The sequence below is a fragment of the Lacipirellulaceae bacterium genome (genome assembly GCA_040218535.1).
In the GTDB taxonomy this organism is placed as follows: domain Bacteria; phylum Planctomycetota; class Planctomycetia; order Pirellulales; family Lacipirellulaceae; genus Adhaeretor.
The window spans coordinates 1,269,551-1,293,659 of record JAVJRG010000005.1; the positions used below are offsets into that span (position 1 = coordinate 1,269,551).

General features: G+C 56.1%; 15 protein-coding genes. 7 read left to right on the top strand and 8 right to left on the bottom strand.

What is annotated here, in order from left to right; genetic code table 11:
- Positions 1–34 precede the first annotated feature (34 nt).
- From RIB44_05440 to RIB44_05455, 4 genes are all read left to right on the top strand, one after another.
- Entirely contained in the window at positions 35–1,276 is a 1,242-nt protein-coding gene (locus RIB44_05440; GenBank protein ID MEQ8616017.1) for a DNA repair exonuclease, read from the top strand.
- Positions 1,277–1,407: 131 nt separating this feature from the next.
- Positions 1,408–4,899 (top strand): AAA family ATPase, encoded by a 3,492-nt coding sequence (locus RIB44_05445; GenBank protein MEQ8616018.1) that lies wholly within the window; start codon positions 1,408–1,410, stop codon positions 4,897–4,899.
- A 70-nt stretch (positions 4,900–4,969) separates the two neighbouring features.
- Positions 4,970–5,326 carry a type II toxin-antitoxin system RelE/ParE family toxin gene (locus RIB44_05450; protein ID MEQ8616019.1) on the top strand — a complete coding sequence of 119 codons (357 nt, stop codon included), beginning with the start codon at positions 4,970–4,972 and terminating at the stop codon, positions 5,324–5,326.
- Positions 5,327–5,329: 3 nt separating this feature from the next.
- Positions 5,330–5,662: a helix-turn-helix transcriptional regulator gene (locus RIB44_05455; GenBank protein ID MEQ8616020.1), complete on the top strand. Its 333-nt coding sequence runs from the start codon at positions 5,330–5,332 to the stop codon at positions 5,660–5,662.
- Here RIB44_05455 and RIB44_05460 read toward each other — a convergent pair whose 3' ends face one another.
- Positions 5,663–6,925, bottom strand: a complete 1,263-nt coding sequence (locus RIB44_05460; protein MEQ8616021.1) for an AI-2E family transporter — start codon at positions 6,923–6,925, stop codon at positions 5,663–5,665. It lies immediately after the preceding gene.
- A gap of 281 nt (positions 6,926–7,206) precedes the next feature.
- Between RIB44_05460 and RIB44_05465 the strand changes: the two genes are divergently transcribed.
- A complete protein-coding gene (locus RIB44_05465; GenBank protein MEQ8616022.1) occupies positions 7,207–8,322 on the top strand; it encodes a glycosyltransferase family 2 protein in 1,116 nt (371 codons plus the stop codon).
- Entirely contained in the window at positions 8,319–9,848 is a 1,530-nt protein-coding gene (locus RIB44_05470; GenBank protein MEQ8616023.1) for a hypothetical protein, read from the top strand. The genes RIB44_05465 and RIB44_05470 overlap by 4 nt, the downstream gene beginning before the upstream one ends.
- Positions 9,849–9,880: 32 nt before the next feature.
- Here RIB44_05470 and RIB44_05475 read toward each other — a convergent pair whose 3' ends face one another.
- The 7 genes from RIB44_05475 to RIB44_05505 all read right to left on the bottom strand — a co-directional run bounded on the left by RIB44_05475 (position 9,881) and on the right by RIB44_05505 (position 18,200).
- On the bottom strand, positions 9,881–10,861 hold the full coding sequence (locus RIB44_05475; protein ID MEQ8616024.1) for an L-threonylcarbamoyladenylate synthase: 981 nt from the start codon (positions 10,859–10,861) through the stop codon (positions 9,881–9,883).
- A 142-nt stretch (positions 10,862–11,003) separates the two neighbouring features.
- Positions 11,004–12,005 (bottom strand): PEP-CTERM sorting domain-containing protein, encoded by a 1,002-nt coding sequence (locus tag RIB44_05480; protein MEQ8616025.1) that lies wholly within the window; start codon positions 12,003–12,005, stop codon positions 11,004–11,006.
- 146 nt (positions 12,006–12,151) lie between these two features.
- Positions 12,152–13,666: an arylsulfatase gene (locus RIB44_05485; protein MEQ8616026.1), complete on the bottom strand. Its 1,515-nt coding sequence runs from the start codon at positions 13,664–13,666 to the stop codon at positions 12,152–12,154.
- A gap of 27 nt (positions 13,667–13,693) precedes the next feature.
- Positions 13,694–14,425, bottom strand: coding sequence for an RluA family pseudouridine synthase (locus tag RIB44_05490; protein ID MEQ8616027.1), 732 nt, complete (start codon positions 14,423–14,425; stop codon positions 13,694–13,696).
- Complete coding sequence (locus tag RIB44_05495; protein ID MEQ8616028.1) at positions 14,418–15,275, bottom strand: SDR family NAD(P)-dependent oxidoreductase; 858 nt, start codon at positions 15,273–15,275, stop codon at positions 14,418–14,420. The genes RIB44_05490 and RIB44_05495 overlap by 8 nt, the downstream gene beginning before the upstream one ends.
- Positions 15,276–15,324: 49 nt before the next feature.
- A complete protein-coding gene (hflX, locus tag RIB44_05500) occupies positions 15,325–16,671 on the bottom strand; it encodes a GTPase HflX (protein MEQ8616029.1) in 1,347 nt (448 codons plus the stop codon).
- 221 nt (positions 16,672–16,892) lie between these two features.
- Entirely contained in the window at positions 16,893–18,200 is a 1,308-nt protein-coding gene (locus RIB44_05505) for a hypothetical protein (protein MEQ8616030.1), read from the bottom strand.
- 905 nt (positions 18,201–19,105) lie between these two features.
- Between RIB44_05505 and RIB44_05510 the strand changes: the two genes are divergently transcribed.
- Positions 19,106–23,965 (top strand): S8 family serine peptidase, encoded by a 4,860-nt coding sequence (locus RIB44_05510; protein ID MEQ8616031.1) that lies wholly within the window; start codon positions 19,106–19,108, stop codon positions 23,963–23,965.
- Positions 23,966–24,109: the final 144 nt, after the last annotated feature.

Sequence of the window (24,109 nt, forward strand, 5' to 3'; positions counted from 1 at the left end):
ACAACTGAACACTCATAAACGCATGGAGGCGTCGATGTCACAACCGCCGCTCCGTTTTTTACACGCCAGTGATTTCCACCTCGAACGCCCGCTCGGCGGCGTGTCTGAGTTGCCCTCGCACCTCCGCGAAGTGTTTCTCGAAGCGCCTTACGTTGCCGCGGAACAAGTCTTCGAGACGGCACTCGCTGAGAGTGTCGACGCGTTGATCCTCTCAGGCGACATGGTCGATCTCGACTTCGCTGGTCCGCGAGCGATTGTCTTCTTGAACGAGCAGTTCGAGCGACTCGACGCACACGGAATCAAAGTCTATTGGGCGGGGGGCGATATCGATCCGCCCGACGCTTGGCCACCCAACGCGTCACTGCCTGGCAATGTTCACGTTTTTCCCGTTGGGCGAGTGGAGACCGTCGACCATCTTCGCGATGGCTCAGTCGTCGCGCGGGTGCAAGGCATCAGTCGCAGTCAGGGCAAGGCAGTCGACGACAGCGGCTTCCATCGCGACGCCCACGGACAGTTCACTATTGGAGTCAGCTACGGCACTGCCGCCGCTCCAGGGGAAGAGGGGGACCGTGTTCACTACATGGCTCTCGGCGGCCAGCATCGACGGCAAACCGTGGATCAGTCCCCCGGTATCGCCCACTACTGTGGTACGACCCAGGGGCGTTCGCCTGAAGAAACTGGCGCCCATGGCTGCACGCTCGTGAACGTGGACGAAGCGGGGCACGTGAAAACAACATTCGTACCAACTGACGCGATTCGGTGGGTCGCTGAGACGATCGAAATCACCGCCGGCACCGACGAAGCGGCAATGATGTCGCAGATTCGCGAACGAATCAGCAAACTCAAGACGAAACACTCGGGACACGATTTGCTCGTCACTTGGAACATCGAAGGCCGCGGCGAACTGGTGAATTATCTCCGTCGCGGTGGCCTTAGCGACGAACTGCTCGCACGACTCCGCAAACGCCACGGTGATGATTCGCCAGTCGTCTGGAGCGTTGCCATCGAGTGCCACGAGGAGATCGACGTCCCCGGCGAATGGTACGACCAAGAAACCATCATGGGCGACCTGCTTCGCCAGTTTCGTTCGCTTCGCGCCGAACCAGATACCGATTTGCAGCTCGAAGGCTTCCTCCCTGAAAGCATGAGAGAAGGAGCCGTAGCAACACTGGCCGAAGTCGAGCCCGAAGACCGCGACAAGTTGCTACTCGCAGCTTCGAAACTGGGCATCGAAATGCTCACGTGGGACGAAGAGGAAGAGGATGACGAGGAATAGAGTTTTCAGTTGTCAGTGTTCAGTTTTCAGTTGAACTCTGGTTTAGCTTAACTGACGAAAAACTGAACACTGATAACTAAGCCAGAGTTCACAATGCGTTTAGACATTCCGCAGCGGCAAGAGTTTTTGTTATGAAAATCACCGACCTGGAAATCGACGGCTTCGGCGTTTGGCACGATCTGAAGCTGAACAACCTGTCGCGCCGCGTCACGGCTTTCTATGGCCCCAATGAAGCGGGCAAGACGACCGTGATGCACTTTGTGCGCTCGGTCCTCTACGGCGTTTCACCAAAGCGACGCAGTCGCTATTTGCCACCGATTGATGGTGGTCGTGCCGGCGGAACGCTGGGCATCGCCGATACGGATACTCAGTTCAGAGCCTCACGCTACGCCGACCGTAGCGACGACGATATCGGCCGCGTCATCTGCAAAACACCAGACGGCCACGAAAGCGGCGATCGCCTGCTTCGCGAAGCACTCGCTGACATTGACGAGAAGACCTACAACAACGTCTTTGCGATTGGCCTGCGCGAGATTCAAGAACTCGGCACCTTAACCGATACGCATGCGGCTCAGTGGCTCTACCGACTCACCTCAGGGCTCGACCAAGTTAGTCTGTATGACGTGATCCAAGAACTCCGTCAGACACGCCGTAGCCTGCTCTGGGCAGGCAAAAGCAAGAACCCTTCCAAGATTGCCAAGCTAACCGCAAAACGCGATAAACTCCGCGCGGAGATCTCTCGCCTGACCCAGCAAAACCGTCAGTGGTCACAGCTCGCGGTGAAGATTGCCGAACTTGATGGTCAGATTGATACCGCCCAGGCCAATGTTCGCGACTGCGAGCGACGTGCCCGCACAATTGAGATTGCCGTCGGGTTGAAAGAAAATTGGCGTCGTCGTGAGAAACTCAACGATGAGCTTTCGGCATACGCAGGTCGAGTTTCCCTGGCGGACGATGCGCTCGATCGTCTCGACTCGCTCACCCGAAAAACCGAACAACACCAACGTCAAGCCGACGTACTCCAAGGCCAGCGGCACCAATTGCGTGACGAATCGGGGCGGCTGGGCATCAACGAGGCGTTAGTCCGTAACTGTTGCCGGATTGACGCGCTCGGCGAGCAACGTGACTGGCTCGAGTCGCTGGGTCGGCAGATGGACGACCTCGAAAAGCAGGCCCAGCAATTTGAAGGCCGCTACAAGGCAGAGCAACAGCGTCTTAGCGAAGCGCTCGGCATGACCCGCGGCACCACGTTACGTGAGATCAGCGAAGGTGATATCGAAAGTCTTGAGCCACATGTCGAGTCGGTTCGTGTCTCGCAGAAAAAGTACGATGCGGCCAAGCGTCATCTCGAAAACCTTACGGCCAACGAGCAGTCGCTAAAGACGCAAATCGAATCCGCCATTGTCGGCGGTGAATCGCACGGGTTGCCGATGGACCTCCAGGAAGCCAGCGACTTAGTCGCGAAGCTTCGCAATCGTCTGCAAGTCGAGCAGCGCATCGAACAGTCGCGTCAGCACGAGCTTGAGCTGGAACAACAGAGTCACGATTTGCTCGACGACCAAGTGATGCCACTCTCGACCTTCAGTTGGCTGCTGGCCGCGTTCGTGATTGGTGCCCTAATGATCGGCATCAATTTCATCGTGCCGGGGTCGCCGTTCGGGCAATTTGGTTGGCTGGTGACGATCTTGGGTGTGGGTGGCGGCCTGTTCAGCCTGGCCTTCAAGTTCTTCACCGAAGATGCTGCAGCCGACAAGCTCGACGCCTGCCAACGTCAGATGGAAGTCCTCGCTCGCCAAATCGGGGAGACAGAGCGTGAGAAGGAAATGCTCGATGCCGAACTGCCAATGACCGATGGTTCGGTCCTGATCAGAATGCAGGCCGCTGAACGCCACTTGGCGGAGTTAGAGGACGTACTTCCCGTCGAAGCCCAGCGGAAAATGGCCGGCAACGAAGTCGCCGAAGCAGAAACTCGCGTCCGCCAAGCGAAACGAGAGTTGGATAATACCCTTGCCAACTGGAAGACCACGATCGTTGCCCTCGGGCTGCCTGAGTCGCTCGATCCGCTGCGTCTGATGAAGGTCACCGATCGCTACGGTCAACTGAGCGAACTGGAAACCCGTGCCAAGTACCGTCGCGAAGATGCTGCCGCGCGAGCACGTGAACATGCGGCATTGCTTCGTCGGATCGATGACATCCATGAAGAAGTCGGTCTTGAAGTTCCTGCTGAGGATGCCGATCCCATCAATCGGCTGGATTCACTGCTCAGCGCGCGGCGGAAACAGCTTGCTGATGTCGAACGTCGTGAAGAGCTTCGCGAGCGTGCCAAGGAACTGAAGGCCGAAGAGGGCAAGCACCGCCGAGCGATCGTTGGCCTGAAGCGTCGGAAGAACGCCCTTTTTCAAGCGGTCGATTGTGCCGACGAGCAAGCTTTCCGCCGTCTGGCCGCTGATCAGGAAAAAGCCGCGGAGTTGGCGAAAAAGCGAGAAGCGATTGCGCGTGAAATCACTGCCGCGATCGGTCGCCACGAGTCGGAAGAGACCTTTGCCACATTGCTGGCGCCCGAGTCGATTGGCCGCCTCGACACCGCTTGGGAGGAGCTCACCAGCGAACTCGACGAGTTGCAAGAAGCTTTGAAAGTTCTCTCAGAAGAACGGGGCGCACTCAATCGCGAGCAAGATGAACTGGCAGAAGACCATTCACTGGCCGAGTGCCAGCTCGATCTGAGCCTCATCGAAAACAAACTCGCCGAAGCCCGCCAAGCTTGGCGAGAACACGCCACGGTTAATCGCGTTCTCGAAAGGATCCGCACCGAGTACGAAGCCGATCGCCAACCGGAGACGCTCGCCGAAGCCAGCAAGTACATGGCCAAGCTGACCGCAGGCCAGTACACACGGATCTGGACACCGCTGGCCAACGATATTTTGCTAGTTGAGACGAAAGAGGGCGAGTCGCTGCCAGTCGATGTCTTAAGCCGTGGTACCCGCGAGCAGTTGTTCTTGAGTGTTCGCATGGCTTTGGTCGCTACCTTCGCTCGTCGCGGCGTAAACCTGCCGATGGTGCTCGATGACGTGTTAGTGAACTTCGACGCCGTCCGTGCCCAACGTGCCGCGGAAGTACTCTGCGAATTCGCGGCCGGCGGGCATCAGCTGCTGATCTTTACTTGCCACGAGCACATGTGGGAAATGTTTAAGGGGCTCGACGCCGACTGCCGCCGCTTGCCTGTCCGACGAGGTCAGCCGGCAATTCCCGAACCTGTCATTGAAGTTGCCAAGAAGCCAGAAGTAAAACCGACGAAGCCCAAGAAGAAACGCAAGCCGAAGCCTAAACCGGAACCGGTCGTTGAAGTCGTCGAAGAAGTCGAAGAGATCGTAGAGGAAATCATCGAAGAGCCTGTGCCAGTCGAAGAGGATCTCTACGAGTATCCCTTCGTCGAGCGGCTCGTCGAAGAAGTTGTCGAAGTCACCCGGGAGGACATCGAGACGGAAGTACTCCCGGAGGCTTCGGAATTCCACGAGTACTCGTTCGACATCGAACCCGTGGAAGAGCCTCGGGAAGCCGACAACGCGTTGGCTTACATCATCAACGATGAGCCGACGCGGGAGCGACGAGACCGGCGGGCATGAGGATAACTCGGATCGTACTGTTCCCGCTGTGAGTTTGACTTTATGTCGAATGTGACATAGACTTGTTGAAGTGAACGAATCTGCCGACAAGCCGGAGAGTAAGCCGCTTGTCTGGTTGGAAGGTGAGATCAAGACGCCTCCGTTCACACCAGCGGCAAGAATTGAGGCGGGGACTTTGTTGCGTAGGCTTCAGCGTGGCGAAATTCTTGGAATGCCTCATTCTCGACCAATGCCCTCGGTCGGTAAACGTTGTCATGAGCTAAGAATTCGTGACGAGAATCACAATTGGCGAATCCTCTACCGCACGGATAGAGACGCAATCGTAATTCTCGAAGTATTCGCCAAGAAGTCAGGGGCGACGCCCAAGAGAGTCATTGAAGTTTGCCAGCGTCGACTTACGGCCTACGACCGTATCATGCGGGAATGAAATATGAAGAAAAACAAACTTGATCGGCTTGAGCAGGCCGGTTGGAAGGTTAGTGGTGCCCAACAGTTGTTGGACTTGTCTGACGAAGAAGCCGCCTTAATCGAAATGAAACTTTCATTGGCGGACAGTCTCAGAAAACGAAGAACCGACGAAGGTTTGACACAAGAGGCACTCGCAAAACTGCTCGGGTCGAGTCAATCGCGAGTCGCGAAGATGGAAACGGCCGACGCCAGCGTATCCTTGGAATTGCTGGTGCGATCGCTCTTGGTACTAGGAGCAAGCCGCCAGGAGGTTGGCCGCGCGATTGGCAAAAAGTCGCCTGTATCCGCGGCGTAGCTACTTCTTCCGCCGCTTCCGCTTCCCCTTCGCAACCTTTTTCACGGTAGTATCCGGCACGTCTTTCGATTCGTCTTGCTTGCTCTCGGGAGTGCCGATCGACGACATCAGATCATCCTTCTCATAGGCGGCGGCTTCGGCCTGGGTGGCGATCTCGGGGTGGGCGGCTAGATACTCTGATTCTTGCTTACTGGTTCCATTGCTCATCAGCCGTAGTTCTTTGTTGAGCATGTTCAGCAACGCTTGGACGAACGCAACCAGCATCGGGCCGACGAGAATACCGATTGGCCCGAGAACTTGGACGCCGCCTAGCACGCTCAGCAACGCCAGCAGCGGATGTAGGTTGGACTGACCGTGTAACACGTACGGTTTCACAAGGTTGTCTGACGAAGAGACGATCGCCGCTCCGTAGACACCTAAGGCGATTGCCGCTCCGAGACGTTCATCAATAAAGTAGATCCACAGGCAAGTCGGCACCCAAACAGCCGCGGCGCCGACGAAAGGTACGATCGCAAACGCCATCGTCGCCGCGGTAAGCAGAAAGATTGGCGATCCCTCGTTGAGGGCAAAGTAATAGCCGATCCCCGCGAGGATGCCTTGCACAATTGCTGAGAGTAGCGAAGCCACCACCACGGCTCTGCTGACGTTGGCGAATTTGTTGAGCAATTCCCGCTCGTACTCATCATCCAAAGGTGATAGCCGCATGAGCGTCTCGATCATTGCTTCGCCATCGACGAGGAAGTAATAAAGGGCGAGAATCATAATCGCCATTCCAAACAGCAAGCCAAGCGCCAAGGAGAATCCACTTCGGACTGCTCCAAACGCCCAGCCCGCCGACTGCTCGTACAGGCCAGCGATATCAAACGACTTGCCAAAAGATTCTTCGTACCACTCTAGCGATAACTCGGCCCGTTTCTCGATGCGCTCGAATAGCTCCTTGCGTTGGTTCTCGGCCTTGGGAGTTTCCTGTTCGTGAGGAATGAGGAACCCCCACTGTTTGTTGAATTCACGATAGCTATTCAGCCCCAACCAACTTGCAGGACCTAAGACGGTGACAAGGATCGCAATCGTCGTCGCCATTGCCGAAATCCGCGGGCGGCCAGGAATCCGCTTCTGCATCCACTGATGCAACGGCTTGAACACAACCACCAGCACCGACGCAAGAAACAGCGGCACCACGAATTGCAGCATCACCTTGAAAAACATCGAGCCAATCAACAGCAAGATGGCCACCAGGACGATGAACGAAACAACTCTAGGCACGATGAGAACCCTTGAACAACGTGTCAAACTGTAGGGAACGCCCTCGGTGGCGTTCCGCTGGTACTGGGGGCACGGAATGCCGCGGAGGGCGTTCCCTACAGTAGGCGGAATAGAATGCGAAACCTTGCGGGCATTGTAATCGTCATAAGCGCACCCTCGTAGCCGTATTTCTCGGTGTCTTTGCAATCGGAGGGCCTCATTTCTGCTACAATAAAGGTCTCGCCTGAAGCTCCGTTCAAGACCCAACGTCTTGGACCTTTCCCACCTCTGGAGCCCGACTGATGACTGACCGACCAGACAACGATTCGCCGATGACTGATGCATCAGAGATTAAGCCCGTGGTGACGCCGATGCTCAGTATTGTCATTCCCGTGATGAACGAAGCGCCGACGCTCGAGAAACTTCATCGCGAGATCGAAGAAGTCTCCGCCAAGAACGGCTATCTGCTGCAGGTCATCTACATTGATGATGGTTCCACAGACGACTCTTGGAAAAAGATTGAGTCCATCGCGACAGCGGATCGTCGCGTCCTGGGAATTCGATTCAGGCGGAACTTTGGCAAAGCGGCTGCGTTGAGTGCGGGCTTTGATGCTGCCGAAGGGGAGATCATCGTCACCATGGATGCCGATCTTCAGGACATTCCCGCGGAGATTCCTCGTTTGCTTTCAAAGCTCGAAGGCGATCGAAAGCTAGACGTTGTCAGCGGTTGGAAAGCTGAGCGACACGACCCATGGCACAAACGCTGGCCCTCGAAAGTATTCAACTCGCTCGTCGGACGTTTGACCGGGGTGAAACTTCACGATCACAACTGTGGTTTCAAGGCATTCCGTCGCGATCTGATTCATGAAATCCGACTCTACGGCGAGTTGCATCGCTTTGTCCCTGTGTTAGCCGCCGCTCGCGGATTTAAGGTTGGCGAAACCCCCGTCGAGCATCGTCCCCGCACACATGGCGTCTCAAAGTACGGCATCGAGCGGATCCCGAAGGGCTTGCTCGACTTACTAACAGTGCAGTTCATCACCCGCTTTGGGCAACGTCCCCAGCATTGGCTTGGTTCGGTGGCTTTGCTTTCGCTGACCCTCGGAATGCTGGGCATGCTTTACCTGGCAATCGCCTGGTGTGTCTCAAGGCTTCCCGGCTACGAGCCGATTCACCTTCACGAGACCGCTGCGATGTATTACTCGCTGGTCGCTGTGTTGCTAGGTGGGCAGCTTCTGGCGATTGGCTTCGTCGCCGAAATGATCGCCTCGCTCGTTTCCCGTCAGCGGGATAGCTTCTCGATTGCCGAGCATACGAATCCGAATCGTGATGGGCAGTCGGTTTCGCACCGCGAGAGCTCACGCGTTGGCGAAGGCAAAATGGGCGACAGCCCCGCCGCTGGTGGTGAGAACGAATGAGCGGCGGCCCTCTTCAGCAAGAGATCGACACGAAGGAAGACCCCAATCGCAACTTACGTTGGGGCGTCTATTGGTTGCTCATTGCATTGGCGGTCGGCAACATGACGGGCCGCTTGCTCGCCGTTGATGCGGTCCATCGTGGTGATCTTCAGCGGCGTTTCGTCAATCAGCGTATCGGCTCCCTGGAAAAGAAGCTGCGCGTTGAAGGACTGGATGAGGCTGCCGTGAAGCAGCGCATCTCGGCAGAACGTCCCAAGATCGAGCAGGAAGAGGCTCGGACCCTTCCGTTCCTCAGCAGTAATGATCGTAGCCGTTGGTTGGCCATTCGAGCGCTCGTTGATCATGGAACCTACGAAATCGACGAAGTGGTCGACCGCCGCCGCTGGAACACCATCGACATGGTTCAGCACCGCAATCGGGAAGGGGAACGCAGGCTCTATTCGAGCAAGCCGCCACTTCTCTACACGATGCTCGCTGGCGAGTACTGGCTTTTGCAGAAGCTCACCGGTTGGACGCTCGAAGAACATCCCTATCGAGTCGGTCGGACCATGCTCTTCACGGTAAATGTCTTACCGTTCGCTCTGATGCTGTTCCTTGTGGCCAAGCTGGTCGACCGATTAGGCACGACGGACTGGGGACGCGTGTTTGTTATGGCCGCTGCCTCCTTGGGAACGATGCTGACCACCTTTGCCGTGGTTCTCAACAACCATCTCGTGGGGGCCGTGAGCGCAGCGCTGGCACTCTATGCAGTCGTCAAAATCCTCCACGACGACGACCACCGATCGCGTTGGTACGCGCTAGCCGGTTTCGCCGCTGCGTTTACCGCGGCGAACGAGTTACCTGCACTTTCGTTTTTCGCCCTACTGGCTGCCGTCTTATTTTTCTGCAATCGGGGTGCCTGGTTGAAAGGTTTTGTGCCTGCGGCAGCGGTCGTGGTGATTGCTTTCTTTGCCACTAACTACCTAGCACACAACAGCCTACGACCTCCCTACATGCATCGCAGCGAAACCGACCCTGAGGACAACTGGTACGCCTACACCTACACCGTTGAGGGCGAGCAACGCGAAAGCTATTGGCAGAACCGCAAGGGGGTCGATATCGGCGAACCGTCGAAGGCTGTCTATGCGTTTCATGTGCTCGTTGGTCATCACGGCATCTTCAGTCTCACACCCGTTTGGCTCTTCAGCATGGCCGGGTTGCTGATCTGGCTCGCACGCGGAGAAAGGCCGCAGAAGCAACTGGCAGTCGGCATCGGCGTTCTCACGTTGACATGCTTGGTCTTCTATCTTGGGTTACGTCCGCAAGAGGATCGCAACTACGGCGGCATGACCAGTGGCTTCCGCTGGATGTTCTGGTTTGCTCCTCTATGGCTTGTCGCGATGGTGCCCGCCGCCGACTGGCTCTCCCGGAAGAAGTGGGGCAGGGCAGGGGCGTATCTGTTGTTGGCCCTATCAGTTCTTTCTGCCAGCTACCCGACTTGGAACCCGTGGACACGACCTTGGATTGAAGTTTGGCTCGACAGTTAGCTTGCAGCCAGACTGTAGACTGCGCACCGGACTCAATTCATGCCAGCAGCTCGTCGTTGGCGATCGCGGAGAGCATGGCCGATGCCTTCCTTTGGAGCCATCTGGACATAGACGGTTGATACCTCATGGCGATCGGCTTCCCGAAGAAACTCGTAGAACGCTTCCGCATAGGCATCGACGTTTTCGAACACAGCAGCCAAGGTAAGTGACTCGGCGGCTTCGATCGGTAGCAATCCGCAGTACGCAACTCTTCGTCCGTCCGAGAGATCGACCTCTGTCGGCGAATCGATCAATTGCACACGAGCTTGCGGCTGATAGTGCGGATGCAAGGTGCCAGGCGAGCGAACAGCGTCGGTTGCTTGTCCCGCCGCGGCAGTAGTCATTTCGGCGGTGGTCACTTCGGCATTTGGCAGCACGTTGCGAATCTGCTCGATGGTTACAGCACCTGGGCGGAGTACCCGAGCGACCGAGCCAGTACAGTCGACGACCGTTGACTCAACGCCTAGCGACGGCCCGTCTTCGCGATAGACGGCGTCAATCCGACCCTCAAAATCCTCGAGCACCGACCGCCATCGTGTCCCGCTAGGGCGTCCCGAACGATTGGCTGAAGGGGCGGCGATCGGTCGGTCGGCGAGGCGTAGAATCTCGGCAGCAACCGGATGGTTGGGCACCCGCACACCGACCGTCTCAAGTCCACCCGTCACCAGCGTTGAAATCGTATCTCGTTTCGGTAGCACAACAGTCAACGGACCTGGTGCGAACGCATCAAGCAAAGATTCGGCCGTTGGAGTTAGCTCAGCAGCCGCGTCCGACCAACGACTAGGCTCCGCAACGTGTACGATCAGTGGGTTGTCGCTTGGTCGCCCTTTGGCCGCGAACAGATTCCGCACCGCCGCGTCGGAAGTGGCATCCACCCCCAGCCCGAAGACGGTCTCGGTCGGAAATGCGACTAATCCCCCACCGCAAATCAGTTCCACCGCTTTACGCGGCGAGTCGATTAAGGCGGTGCGCATAGATTCCAGTAATGGCTAAAGGTCAGAAAAGGCAGGCGTGACAGAAACAGTAGCCGGATGATTGATTTACTTCGCCGTGCAACGATCTTTGCAAAGGAACTTGCAGCGGCCAACTGAAGCAGAACGTTCAAAATCGCGAAAGCTATCTTCGTCTCTCACGCCGCACAAAAATGAGGATGACGGTGCTCAGTCCCAACAAGCCAGCGCTCGTCGGTTCGGGTACGGCAAATGTGGCTGCCGCTGCCCCGTAGTTGGTCTGCCAAGCACCCAAGTCAGCGGCACTCAACGGATCCGGCGATTCCCCCCGTTGCCAAGCAAGGAAGTCTTCGCCATCAACATTGCCATCAGCGATGAAGTCGCCGGGGTCGTTCGTCGGGAGGTCGACGATCACGCCGATGTACGTCAGGTCAGGATCGAATCCGTTGCTGTTGTAGGTGCCTCCATTTCCCTGGGGTCCAGTCAGCGGTGAGAAGCCGCTACCTCCTCCAACGATCACATTGCCTTGACCAACGACATCGTCCACGCGGTCGGCAGGCCGCATATTGGAAGCGATGATGGCGTCAATTGTCGAGCCACTAGGAAGGCCAAAATCAGACAGATCGAAGCCGGTCGATAACACTTGGGCTATATTCGTTCCGGCAGTGGGGAGCACTTGCACGACGTCGTCTGCGAACTCGTAACGGAATCCCGTAAAGGTTGCTGTACCTGTTTCCCGGACGGCGATCATGAATGCTTCAGGGCCGTTCGGCGATCCGTTTTCGTAGACGACAAAGTCGTCGCCTTCGTTGTTCGTCACCCCAGCGGCTCCGCCCCAGTTCAACTCAACTCCTCCGCGAAAGGTCGTATCGCCTAACTCGACCGAGGTGCCACCATTGTTCTGCCCAGGCTCAGAACCAATTAACTGAATGCCGACCGTCTTGTTGATGTCAAAATCGTTCCCCTCCAGCGACACCGGAATGAACTGAGCGCTAAACGCGAACGCCACATAGTCCCCTACGGTAGTTGGAGGAACCGGCAACGCCTGGGTTGGCCCCAGGGTATCGTCAAAGGTGAAGCCAGCCACTGTGAACGTGTCCGCCCTGGCTACTGAAGTCGAAAACAAGCAGACCAGGATGCAAAACAATACGGATGAATAACGAAGCATCGCAATCCTCTCGGAAGGCAAGAAGTTTTGGAGGGCCAGAATCCAATGCCACCTGCGGCAGTTCTAACCCTCAACGTATGCAGAATCAAGAGATTTCCCAACCAATGCACGAGACTACCACGTATCCCGAAGCTCAGGTCCCTTGCTTAGTGGTCAGAATTGGCACGAATCTGAGCCAGACGCTCTTGCATCGCTTCGACCCGCTCAGGAAATCGCTGCGCCAGATTGACCTTTTGCTCGAGGTCCTTACTCAAGTCATACAATTCGGTTTTCTGGTTGTCATCCTCCGGGTAACTGTGCCGTTGTTCCCACTCAGTATTCTTTCCTTTCGAGTATCCGTCCTTGTGATCAATCAACAACCACTGCCCGTAGCGCAAAGCATATTTCTTGGCATACGTGTTATGGACGTGTTCGGAACGCGCGCTCGCAGCCTTTCCCGTGAGGACTGAGAGAAAACTCTGCGAGTCTTCCGCTTGACCGTTGGGAATCTCGAAGTCGAGCATTTCAGCCAAGGTCGCCATGATGTCAATTTGTGAGACCAATGCGCTGGAAACTGACTCCGGCTTGATAACACCGGGCCATCGCACCAGAAACGGGACGCGGTGACCACCTTCGTAGATATCACGTTTTAGTCCTCGGAGTGGGGCGCTCGACCAGTGTTGAAATTTGCGATCACGCTCGTACGCGTACCTTTCTGGGCCGTTGTCTGAGGTAAAGATGACCAGCGTGTTATCGCTTTTGCCTGTACTTTCAATCGCTTCGAGAATCTGCCTGCACGCGTCGTCAGTTTGCACTACGTAGTCGCCATAAGCTCCTGCCTCAGAGGTGTCATTGAATTCTTCCGCAGGGACGATCGGCGCATGCGGGCTAGGGAACGCGACGTAGAGGAAAAAGGGTTTCTTGGTTTCTTTCAGTTGACGGCAATACTCAGCAGCGCGCTCCGTAATGGTCGGCAGCCGCTTGTAAGGGTCCCAACCCTGTACCATCGGGCCGGGGCGAGTCTCCCAGTTGCCTTCGCGCAACGGTTTCCAGTTCTCGCTGTTCGCCATGACGGTTGGAGGTTCTGTCACACGGTCGTTCTCAATCCAGCAGAACGGTGGGAAGTTAATCACATCGTCGCCAAAGTAGTAGTCGAAGCCGTGAGCCAGCGGACCGTCCGGGATTGGCTTGCTCCAGTCGAAGTGATTCGGTCCGTAGCAGGGTTTTGTTTCGGCGTTCATGGGTTTCAGTTCGTGGTTTCGTACGGCATCCCAATCCCAGCCAAGATGCCACTTGCCGATAGCAGCGGTGTGATAACTGCGTTGTTGAAGCATTTCAGGCATGGTTAACCGATCAGCGGCGAATTTCGAGCCACCGAAGATCCCCACAATATTGTGGAACTCTCTCCAGTGATAACGCCCCGTTAGCAAAGCGTATCGGCTGGGTGTGCAAATCCCTGAAGAGCTATGCCCGTCGGTGAACCGAATCCCTTGGCTCGCAAGCTCGTCAAGCGTTGGCGTAGGAATCTTCGAGTTTGGGTTCTGGCAAGCCAAATCGCCATAGCCAAAGTCGTCGGCATAGAGAATGAGAATGTTCGGGTGCTGTTGAGTTTCAGCCCAAACTTCACTGAAGCTGATGAAGGAAGCGACGAGAGCAACCAGACTTCGAATAAGAGTTCTCAACTTTGTGTCCTTCGTGCTCTTTGTGTTTCAAAGTTTCGCATCGTTGAAAGATTCCGCGAGCTCGGCAAACTCAAACTGCCGCCAGGTTTCCGGCAGCGGTGCGGTTAGCTCCATCGTCTCATCCGTCATCGGATGACGAAATCCAAGTTCGCGGGCGTGGAGCGCAATTGGGCGGTCTCGAAGTTCAAGTTCTGGGGGACCGAATGCCACGACGCTGCCGTATTGAGAGTCGCCAACGACGGCATGTCCTCGCGAAGCAGCTTGGATGCGAATTTGATGGGTGCGACCCGTTTCGAGTTCGATTTCCAACCAAGTCCAATTGTCTGCTCGATGACGAACACGGTAATATAAAACCGCATATTTGGCGGCAGGATGATCTTCAGTGACCACTTCGGCTTGTGCCATGCCGTGGCGTTTGTGGAGGTAGTCCGTCCAAGTCCCTTCGTCCTCAGCGACGTTGCCCGCTACGCAAGCCCAATAGGTTTTGCTGACCGTTCGATCCTGGAACTGTTTGGCCAGTTTCCTGGCCGCACGCACGTGCCGCGTGAAAGCAATTGCACCAGATACAGGCCGATCGAGGCGATGTATCAGACCGACGTAAATCTTATCTTCCGCCGACTTGCCGTCGCGGCGACGATAGTGCTCGGCGATTTGGACTTCCAAGCTGTCAATTCCACGGGGCGCTTGGGTCAGTAGGCCGGCCTGCTTATTGACTACAAGTAGCGGACCGTCTTCGTACAGAACTTGAAGCTCATTCAAGAGGGGCCGTCCTTGCTCGTCGCGCTTTCTCCACTGGTGGTTTCGCTGCAGGGGCCGCTTGACTGCCGTACTTTTTCATCACTCGATCAACGAGGCCCGGGGCCAAACGATTTGCCGCTACCATCAGATGGCCACGCCAGTTGGGGAAGATTTCGCGTCGTCCCTTTTCAATACCCGCCACGATTTGTTGAGCAACCACTTCGGGGGTTATCCCTTTCCGCTCGCCCCAAGGTAGCTTGCCGTTCTTTTCGATTAAGGAATCGAAAAAGTTCGTTTCCGTTGTGCCCGGACTGACCAGCATGACGTTGATGCCGTCGCTAGCGAGCTCCGCACGCAGCGCTTCGCTCCATCCACGGAGGGCAAACTTGCTGGCCGAGTATTCACTATTCAGAGGTGCCCCGCGATGTCCTAAGATCGAGCTGACATTCACAACCGTTGGGTTCCGACCGTCACGTAACAACGGCACTGCCAACCTGGTAAGCTCTGCTGCTGCAAAGAGGTTGACCTCCATAATCTGGCGAAACGTCTCAGCGGAGTGTTCCTCGAACCTTCCATGCGCACTGACTCCCGCGTTGTTGACCAGAATGTCGAGCTCACCCCAACGCTCGCGAACCGTCTCGATAGCCCTCTCGCGAACTTCCAACTCGGTCACGTCACCCACCACGAGATCGATCTGAGCGGAGGACTCAGCAGAGAGTTGGTTTGCCAGTTGCTCCAACCGGTCGTGCCGGCGAGCTAAAAGAATGACGCGAGCTCGCTTTTCAACCAGCGTACGTGCCAAAGCGGCACCGATTCCACTGGAAGCACCCGTAATGAGAACCCGGCTATCAGCAATGAGACGACGCGACATAACCCACGCATCATACCTACGAAAAGAAAGACCCGGTAGTCTCGGCGAACTACGCAACTTCTCCTACAGGGTCTCGCTCCGCTTGCGGATTAGCCGCTGTCTGTGCCGCTGCTTGGCGCTCCCGAATGACAATCTCAGGGGTATCCCGCAGCGGTCCCAGGTACTTCTTCGCCAACCGGCAATGCACGGTCGTCGTCTCCTCGGTGAAGGTCTGGCTCTTCACGTCACCAAACTTCGCAAGAAATGCGGTTGTCCGTCCATCGCTAATCGGAACCTCGACCTCGAGATCGAGAAAATCAGAACTAAGTGCGGCGCTTACCGCCTGAGCAAACCCGTCGAGCCCTTCGCCACTCTTCGCACTGATCGTGACGGCGTTCGGGTAGCGATTTCTTAAAGCCTCAAGGGCCATCGAGCTCGAAAGTTGATCGACCTTATTGAGAACGAGCAGCGTATCCTTCTCCTCAATCTCCAACTCTTTGAGTACAGCGTAGACCGCTTCGATCTGTTCAATGACAGCCGGGTTACTTGCGTCGGCAACGTGAATCAGCAAGTCGGCTTGGCGAGCTTCCTCAAGCGTTGCCTTAAAGCTGGCGATCAGGCGGTGGGGGAGATTCTTGATGAATCCGACCGTGTCACTTAGCAGCACAGGCCCCCAGCCTGGCAATCTCCAACGTCGGGTGCGTGTGTCGAGTGTCGCAAACAGTTTGTCTTCGGCCAGAACGTCGCTCTCAGTGAGAGCATTCATCAGCGTGCTCTTACCGGCGTTCGTGTAGCCCACCAGCGAGACGGTCATGCGATCTTTGCGGGCTTCGACTTCTCGCTCTTTCCGTTTGAGAATCTGATCGAGATCACGCTTCAGATCGCGAATACGCTTCTCAACCAGCCGACGGTCAGTTTCCAGTTGCTTTTCACCGGGGCCACGCATGCCGACGCCCATCTTCATGCGCGAAAGGTGAGTCCACATGCGTTTCAGTCGCGGCAACGAGTACTCAAGCTGAGCCAACTCAACCGCTAGGCGAGCCTCAAGGGTTTGAGCGCGGCTGGAGAAGATATCAAGAATCACCTCGGTGCGGTCCAGCACCTTGACGCCGAGGGTTTGCTCCAGGTTGCGTACTTGAGCGGGTGAGAGGTCGTTGTCAAAGACCACCACATCTGCATCGGTCGCCTTCACAACGGTGTGTAGCTCTTCCACCTTGCCCTGACCGAGGTAGGTGGTCTTATCAGGAGCTTGGCGATTCTGCGTGAGCTTGCCGACAATCTCAGCTCCAGCGGTTTCGACAAGGCCCGAAAGCTCTTCCAGGGGCTGCTCGATAGAATCATGCTCAGGGAGCAAGACTCCGACTAGAATGGCCGACTCACTATCGACACTTTGGTTGCGATCAAGCGGTGTAGACACGTGTAAAGCTGGCTCTCCGTAATATTTAGAAGTCTGAAAGCAAGACCGGAAGCCTCTTGCCTTAGCAGACCTTATTATAGGCAGAATTGCGAACACGACCTAGGCTTTGGTGCGGCTGTCTCGTTTCGCCACTGCCAAATGCACAAAACCAGCCCTTTCGGGCTGGTCGTGCTATGAATCCGACCTGTCGAATGACGCCTTCTTCGTCAAACAGGTTCGCGCTACCAGATGTATTCCAGGCCAGCGTTGAATCCGTGGTACAGGGCGTCGCCCTGGGTGTTGACAGCATTGGTCACGAAATCGACGCCATCGATATTGTTGGCTACGTTGACCAAGCTATTCATGTAGAGAACTTGGTAGCCACCTTTGAGCGAAACACTTGGCCAGATGTCCGCTACCATCTGGGCGCCAAATTCGCCGATGTAAGCAATTTGATTGCCTTCGCTGGCGGCGCTTCCCGCTCCGAAGGTATTCGTGTTACTAAACTTAAAGCGGTTATTGTAGATGCCTGATTTGCCTTCGAGCCCAAAACGAAGTCCCTGACGTAGGCCGATCCACATGTCACCGCCGAACTGAGCACCGACGAGGTCGTTTTCGCTATTCCAATTGACGGCTCCTCCAGCGGTCCCGCCGGAAGCAGCGAACGTAAAGTCTTGGGTGTTACGCACGTAGCGAGCACCTAGCAAATAGGTTCCCGAGAAACGCGGGTTGTGGCCAACCCAGTAGCGACGGTAGGTCAGTTCACTGCTGTGCAGCTCGGACTGAAAGTTCAGGTCGTGTACTTCAGCAGCATCCAGAGCTGGGATGAGTACAGCACTCGCGTCCGCCGAAGCGGGAGTGAACAGGAAGTTGGGGGTTGAAACCCCCAACAGTTGCTCAGTGACCACGGAAGAGACAACGCGATTGTTGACATCAATATCGGTCAGTCCCATGTAGGTCGCTTCGAAGACCGACAACGGTCCCAAGTCGAGCCGACCTGAAATCCGCCACCCAGGCTCGTAATCCGTCGACATCGCGTCGAGGCTATTGATGCGCGGCGAGTTCACGCCGATTCCCACAGCAGTGATCGCGGGAGCCCCTTGAAGGAGCTCATCGGCACGAAGAAACACGGCATCGACACTGACGTCGAAATAGTGCGGGCCGATTTGGTCTTGGCCGTAGCCGCCAAAGTCGGCGTAGACGCCATCGCCCATCCCAGCACCAGCACCTGCAGGGCAAGCTCCGTAGCAATCACCGCCGTAACAATCCCCGCCGTAGAAGTCACCGCCATAACAATCACCAGTGGGGCAGCCTTGCGCGTAGTTGGTTTGCAACACGATCGGTTTACCGTGAGCATCCACGAACTCCGACCCGCGTGCAGCGCTAGGGCCACCAGCCAACGGGGCAGCCGCCATCATCGGCACACTGCCGTCTGTCGGCTGACCGGCTCCAAAGTATTGGGCCTGATTGATCTGAGCCACGGCAACGCTGCTCAAAGCGAAGCAGGCTAACGCCGGTAAGGCGAGAATCTGTTTGTATAACTTTTTCATCGAACCATCCCCCCTCATGTTTGTTTGCCGCCGGCCCGCTCGGCCCTGCACGGTACTTTTCTGCCATTGCACCCCACGAGCAAGAGAAGTGTCCAACACGCCTCGTTCAGCTAACCACAGCTGTCGAAGGTCGTCTCCCGACGCATCTCTAGCACGCTGCAGACCAGGATCTTGGCAGAGACCTGGCCGAGGAGCGGCGTCGGAGAGATTTATCGGACAGCTACAGGGCGAAAAATCAGGATTTCCGGCATAACAGTCACAATTTCACAACCAGTTATCTTCGAACGCGGTGCATCTGAGTGAGCTGAGGGGCCCTCGACGTGATGCGATGTGCCTTAATTTGGCGAGATCAAGCAGCTTGCGGCTCCTGACGCGAATTGAAGAGAACAAATCGGTGTTTATGAGCCAATGGTCGCAATTCAGCCAGAAACGGCAGGAATAAGCACGTGCCGGGAGGCTGCCGAGGCGACCTAGCCTCACGTAAGAATGTGTGACATTAGCTGCAAGAAGCGGCCACTTAAGAGTTCAGGCAGTCGTCCCACTTTTTGCCACCCCCTTGGGGCCAACTTTGCGGAGAATCTGCTTAGGATCGATGAGGCGATCCACCATAAATTTGACGGATTTCTACGTGCTGATTAGTATCAATGAATCAAATAGTAGCTAGAAGCAGCGATTTCTCGGTTCGGCTGACCGCAGGCGATGACTCATTTCGTTCTGCCTCGTCGATTCCGAGCGATCGTTATGTACGGACATCAAGGGAGCAACGGCGACACCTAATACTCTGATCTAATCCAAATCGAAGATAACGCTAGCTCGCTCGTGTCGTCGCTCATGGGCAATCGGAACAACTGCTAGCGTTTAGTTAAAGGCATTCATTTTCTCTCTGTTTTCTGAAGAGGCTCAGTGTGGATCGTTCTCATTTCAACAGCCAAAGTCGGCTCGCCCCCTCGCGTCGCAGCAGCAAGCGCCGACCAACGGGAATTAGCCGTAAGCAAAAGCAACGCCAGCTTGGGTTCGAGACGCTCGAAGAGCGGCGTGTTCTCTCGGCTAATCCACTGTTCGGCACGCAAGACGATTTCTCCGCGGATGCGATCGCAAAGATCAACGCCGAAGTTGCTGATTCGTTTCGGAATTCGGCAGATCTCAATCAGTACACCCAGCAGGAATTAGATTCCACGCAGAGCTGGGTTGTCATGGCGGCTGCTGGAACCTCGGTCAGTGACCTAAGCAACGCCACAGGCCTAGCTGTTGCGGAGACGAACTTAGGTATCCCCGGACTCTACTTAGTTGATGCCGGCGGGCAGTCGTTCGACCAAGTTGTCGACACTTTGGGTCAATCTCAATCGGTTGACCTCTTTTTCCCAGACCTACCTCGGGAGCAAGATTCAGTCACAACGCTTTCGGTTCCTGTCGATAGCACAGCGCTGCCCAACGATCCCTACCTGCAACATCAGTGGCACCTGATCAACTACAACCAGGAGATCGGTAACCCGGACTACCAGCCTGTTCGCGGAATCCCTGGCGTTGACGCGAATGTTCTTTCGGCATGGGAACAAGGTTACACAGGTAAAGGTGTTGTCGTTGGCATCAACGATGACGGCACCCAGTTCACGCACCCTGATCTTGCCGATAATTATCTGCCAGGGTTCGGATTAGACATTCTTGGCGGAGACTCAAACCCGTTCCCATCCTTTGCGTTCGGTGACTTTCACGGTACCGCGGTAGCGGGTATTGCTGTCGGCGATGGAAACAATGGCATTGGCACGACAGGCGTTGCTTACGATGCCCAGTTCACGGCAACGCGGATGATCGGCGGGCCGGCGACGGACTTCGATTTCGCGCAGGCACTTTTCCACGAAGCCCAGACGATCGATATCTATAATAACAGTTGGGGGCCGACTGCGTTGCGAGATGTAGCGGGCCCGAGTGCGCTTGAAGACTTGGCACTCAGGAACGCGGTTTTCTTCGGGCGTGGCGGCCTAGGTTCCATTCACGTCTTCGCCTCGGGAAATAGTAACGGGCAAGCAGACTCGCCAGCTTTCAACGGTTATGTTTCATCACGCTACACAATCGGTGTCGGTGGTATTGATCACGACGGGGTGCAAGCAAACATCGACGGCACTGCGACGGTCTACCCTGAGCTGTCAACCGGCGTTCTGGTCGTTGCGCCAACGGGTTCGCACTCGCACGAGATTGTGCGTGACGGTTCGATCGGTAGTGGCATCTGGACTACTGACATCACCGGAGACGTCGGCTACAACACCACGCCGGACGAAGACTTTACCGGGTTACCGCTCGACGGCGACTTCTTCGAGGACCTCGACTACACGGCCCGCTTCAACGGTACCTCTGCGGCAGCACCTGTCGTAACTGGTGTGATTGCCCTGATGTTGGAAGCGAACCCCAATCTAAGCTATCGCGACGTGCAAGAAATTCTTGTTCGGTCGTCGACGCAACTGAATCCGCTGGATGATAGCTGGCAGGTAAATGAGATCAACAACTTTATTGATCCTGTCATCGGCGACACTTGGCCGTTTGACCCCGTTTACGACTCCGCTGATCGTCCCGAGCCGATTCCGTTTCCTAACGATCCCTTATTCACCAACGGGGCCGGATACACGGTCAGTCACAACCGTTCGGGCCAGGGCGAATTCGGTTACGGTCATGGTCTCGTCAACGCAGGCCTCGCGGTTGAACTTGCGGAGAACTGGACCACTTTAGGAACGCAAGAGAGCGAGCGAAGTTACACCCAGGGCTTCCGGGGATTCTTGCAAAGCGGAACTTTGGCGATCCACGAAAATACGTTCATTATGATTCCAGGTGGATTTCTCAATCGAGAAATCGACCCTGATTTTTACTTGGGTAACTTTCCCGAAGATATCGGGATTCCTGAGGATGACCGAATTGATCCCGATGATATCCCGCCATCACCATTCCGCGGAAACTCTATCATCGACTTAGGGGTAGCTCCTGAGAATGTTGTTGCGACTGAATGGGTTGAAGTGCAGATTTCTACCGAAGGAACTTTGTTTGGGTCGGCCCTCAACAACCTGCGACTCTCGCTACAGTCGCCTGACGGAACTCAATCAGAGCTGAGCCCATTCTTTGTAGAAGCGCCTAATTTCCATTATCCCAACGATGTCGATTTCTCAGTTCCCATTGGTCAGCCAAGTACAAGCCCAGACCCATTCGGCTACAACAATTGGACGTTTGCAACGAATCACCACTGGGGCGAACGCTCTGATGTTGACGCCAACATCATTGATCCGCTAACGCAAGCTCCCCGTACTTGGAAACTGGTCGTTGAAAACTATGCTCTCGCGGCTGCGGGATTTGTTGATATCGAGGTGGCATTCCACGGCAAGTCCATTGAGGGTACCGGTCGCATCGCTGGAGTGATCGGAGTTGACGATAACCGTGATGGCACCTTCGAGGGACGCACGGTTGAGGTGATAGATCCAGATACCGGCGAATCTTCGGTCGAGTTAAACATGTTGCAGGAAAGCTATGGCGCTGGCGTCATGGTCTACCTGGAGCAAGTGGGTGGCCCAGGCGACAACGACGTGCGTGACTCCTTTGAGCCGACCTTCCAAACGGGCTATGACGGCAACTTCTACTTCGACGTGGCACCCGGCGAATGGGAAGTACGGATTGACACTTCTTTCTTGCCGGACAACCACACCATTATGACGAGCCCCGTCGGCACGTTCACTATTGCCGAAGTGGGTGAGCGTATGTATGGGGCAGACTTCGTGCTCGACCCAGGGGTCGATCTCCCCGCTCCAGGCTTCACGGTCAGCGGTAACGTCTATTTAGATTCCGATGCCAATGGGGCCAAAGACGGAACCGATGTTGGCCTCGCTGAGCAGATCGTCTTTTTTGATACCAATCAAAACGGAAACTACGACGCTGGGCTTGATCCGGTCACGATCACCGACGCAAACGGCGATTACTCCATTACCCTGGCAGATCGTCCTGACGGCTTTTACGATGTCGTCCTCACGATTGATGGTCCGTGGGAATACTTCTCGCCGGTTAGCGGTGTGAACTCAGTCTTCCTGACGCAAAGTGAGATTGAAACAGGAGTCGACTTTGGCGTTGTCGTCCCCGGGACACCCGGCGGCAGTGGTGATCCTAATGGAGGTGGTGGACCAGGTGGAGGAGGAGGCCCAGGAGGGGGCGGTGATCCGGGCGGAGGCGGCGACCCAGGCGGCGGGGGCGGTGATCCCAACGCGCCGGGAGCAATCTCGGGTTCCGTTTTCCAGGATACCAATGGTGATGGCGTCCAGACACTTGGTGAAAACGGCATCGCCGGGATTACGGTCTACATTGACGCTGACGGCAGCAATACCCTCACTGCTGGCGAGGCACAGTTTACGACGACCGCTGGTGGTGGATACCTGTTCGCCGGCCTGGCACCGGGCAGCTATGTCGTTCGTGCGGTTGCACCTGCAGGGTTCGACCAAACGACTCCCCTAGGGGACGAACACAGCATCACGCTGGCCGCGGGATCAGTCGCTGACAATCGGCAGTTTGGCTTCCGCAATCAAGCTTTCCTCGATTGGGGCGACTTGCCTAGCGATCGTTACCCAACGCTCGCCAGCCAGAATGGTGCCCGTCACGTTCTCAGTTCGACTTTTTTCCTGGGGGCGAACAATGATGGCGAACTTGATGGTCTGCCGACGGTGAATGCCGACGGGGACGACAACATGACTAGCGACGACGATGATGGACTCGTCTTCGGGACTATCGATGCTGGAGGGACGACAGCCGTTACAGCAACCGCCAGTTTCGACGGTGGTTTCCTCCAGGGCTGGGTCGATTTCAACGGTGATGGCGACTTCAACGATATCGTTGATGGAGTGAGCGAAAGAGTCTTCACGAATCGCCCACTTAACGCAGGTCCGAACACTCTCGCGATGGATATTCCATCCGGTGCCGTCGAGGTGTTGTACGCTCGCTTCCGCTATGGTGAGTTCGGCATCAACAGCGTAACCGGCTTTGCCGCCACCGGCGAGGTCGAGGATTATCGGCTTCTCCGCGCGTCGGCTGCTCTACCTCTGGCAACAGAAATGAGCTCCGACTTCGACGAAGACAACGACATCGATGGTTTTGACTTCCTCGCATGGCAGCGGGGCAAGGGAGTTACTCCGGCCACTCATGCCCAGGGTGACGCGGATGGCGACGCAGATGTCGACCGTACGGACCTCGCTCTCTGGCACCAGGATTACACTTTTATCAATTCCGACCTGCCGAATCCGCAGTCCTCGCAGCAGGGCAATTCCTCGTCAAGTGCCGTCGCGGCGGCTACGAGTAGCCCCTCGAGTAGCCCCTCAACGAGCGGCTTGGCGGTGCAAGCGTTCGGCTCGCGTGGCGTTGCTTCAACCTCCACGACTGATTCGCCTGCGGTAGCGGATGAGCCAACTAGCGATTCAGGATCCTCAAGCGACCGAGCTGCTCGCTTCGACAAACTTGTCGATCTGGCCCGTCGCGTCGCTACGCGTGCTGGGGTTCAAGAATCCGTGCTTGATCGGATTGAAGACCGCATTGATTCGACGGTCTCGTTCGATTCTTCCGGACGGATTTCGATCGACCTAGACGATTACGATTTCGCGCAACGTGACTCGGTCTTTGATCGCCTCGCGACTCGCCTGCGAAGTCGGATCGATCACGACCTGTTCGATCGCGACGATCAAAGCAAGGAAGACGACCGCGAGCGACTCTTCGCCCGCCTCGCCGACGGCTTCAATTGGCGACAGATTTAGCCTGACGGTCATCCTGTGATTCTTCAGAGCCGTGAGAGGAAAGCTCCTCTCACGGCTTTTTTCGTAGCTTGGTGCCAGTCCTAGCCCGCGAGCACCACGCTGTTGAGTTGGCTCGCCCGGTGCGCGACTACTACAGCAAAGAAA

Bases quoted from the DNA above. Each gene is read 5' to 3' on its own strand.
- RIB44_05440 (MEQ8616017.1), top strand. From the start codon at position 35: ATGTCACAACCGCCGCTCCGTTTTTTACACGCCAGTGATTTCCACCTC.
- RIB44_05445 (MEQ8616018.1), top strand. From the start codon at position 1,408: ATGAAAATCACCGACCTGGAAATCGACGGCTTCGGCGTTTGGCACGAT.
- RIB44_05455 (MEQ8616020.1), top strand. From the start codon at position 5,330: ATGAAGAAAAACAAACTTGATCGGCTTGAGCAGGCCGGTTGGAAGGTT.
- RIB44_05465 (MEQ8616022.1), top strand. From the start codon at position 7,207: ATGACTGACCGACCAGACAACGATTCGCCGATGACTGATGCATCAGAG.
- RIB44_05470 (MEQ8616023.1), top strand. From the start codon at position 8,319: ATGAGCGGCGGCCCTCTTCAGCAAGAGATCGACACGAAGGAAGACCCC.
- RIB44_05475 (MEQ8616024.1), bottom strand. From the start codon at position 10,861: ATGCGCACCGCCTTAATCGACTCGCCGCGTAAAGCGGTGGAACTGATT.
- RIB44_05480 (MEQ8616025.1), bottom strand. From the start codon at position 12,005: ATGCTTCGTTATTCATCCGTATTGTTTTGCATCCTGGTCTGCTTGTTT.
- RIB44_05495 (MEQ8616028.1), bottom strand. From the start codon at position 15,275: ATGTCGCGTCGTCTCATTGCTGATAGCCGGGTTCTCATTACGGGTGCT.
- RIB44_05505 (MEQ8616030.1), bottom strand. From the start codon at position 18,200: ATGAAAAAGTTATACAAACAGATTCTCGCCTTACCGGCGTTAGCCTGC.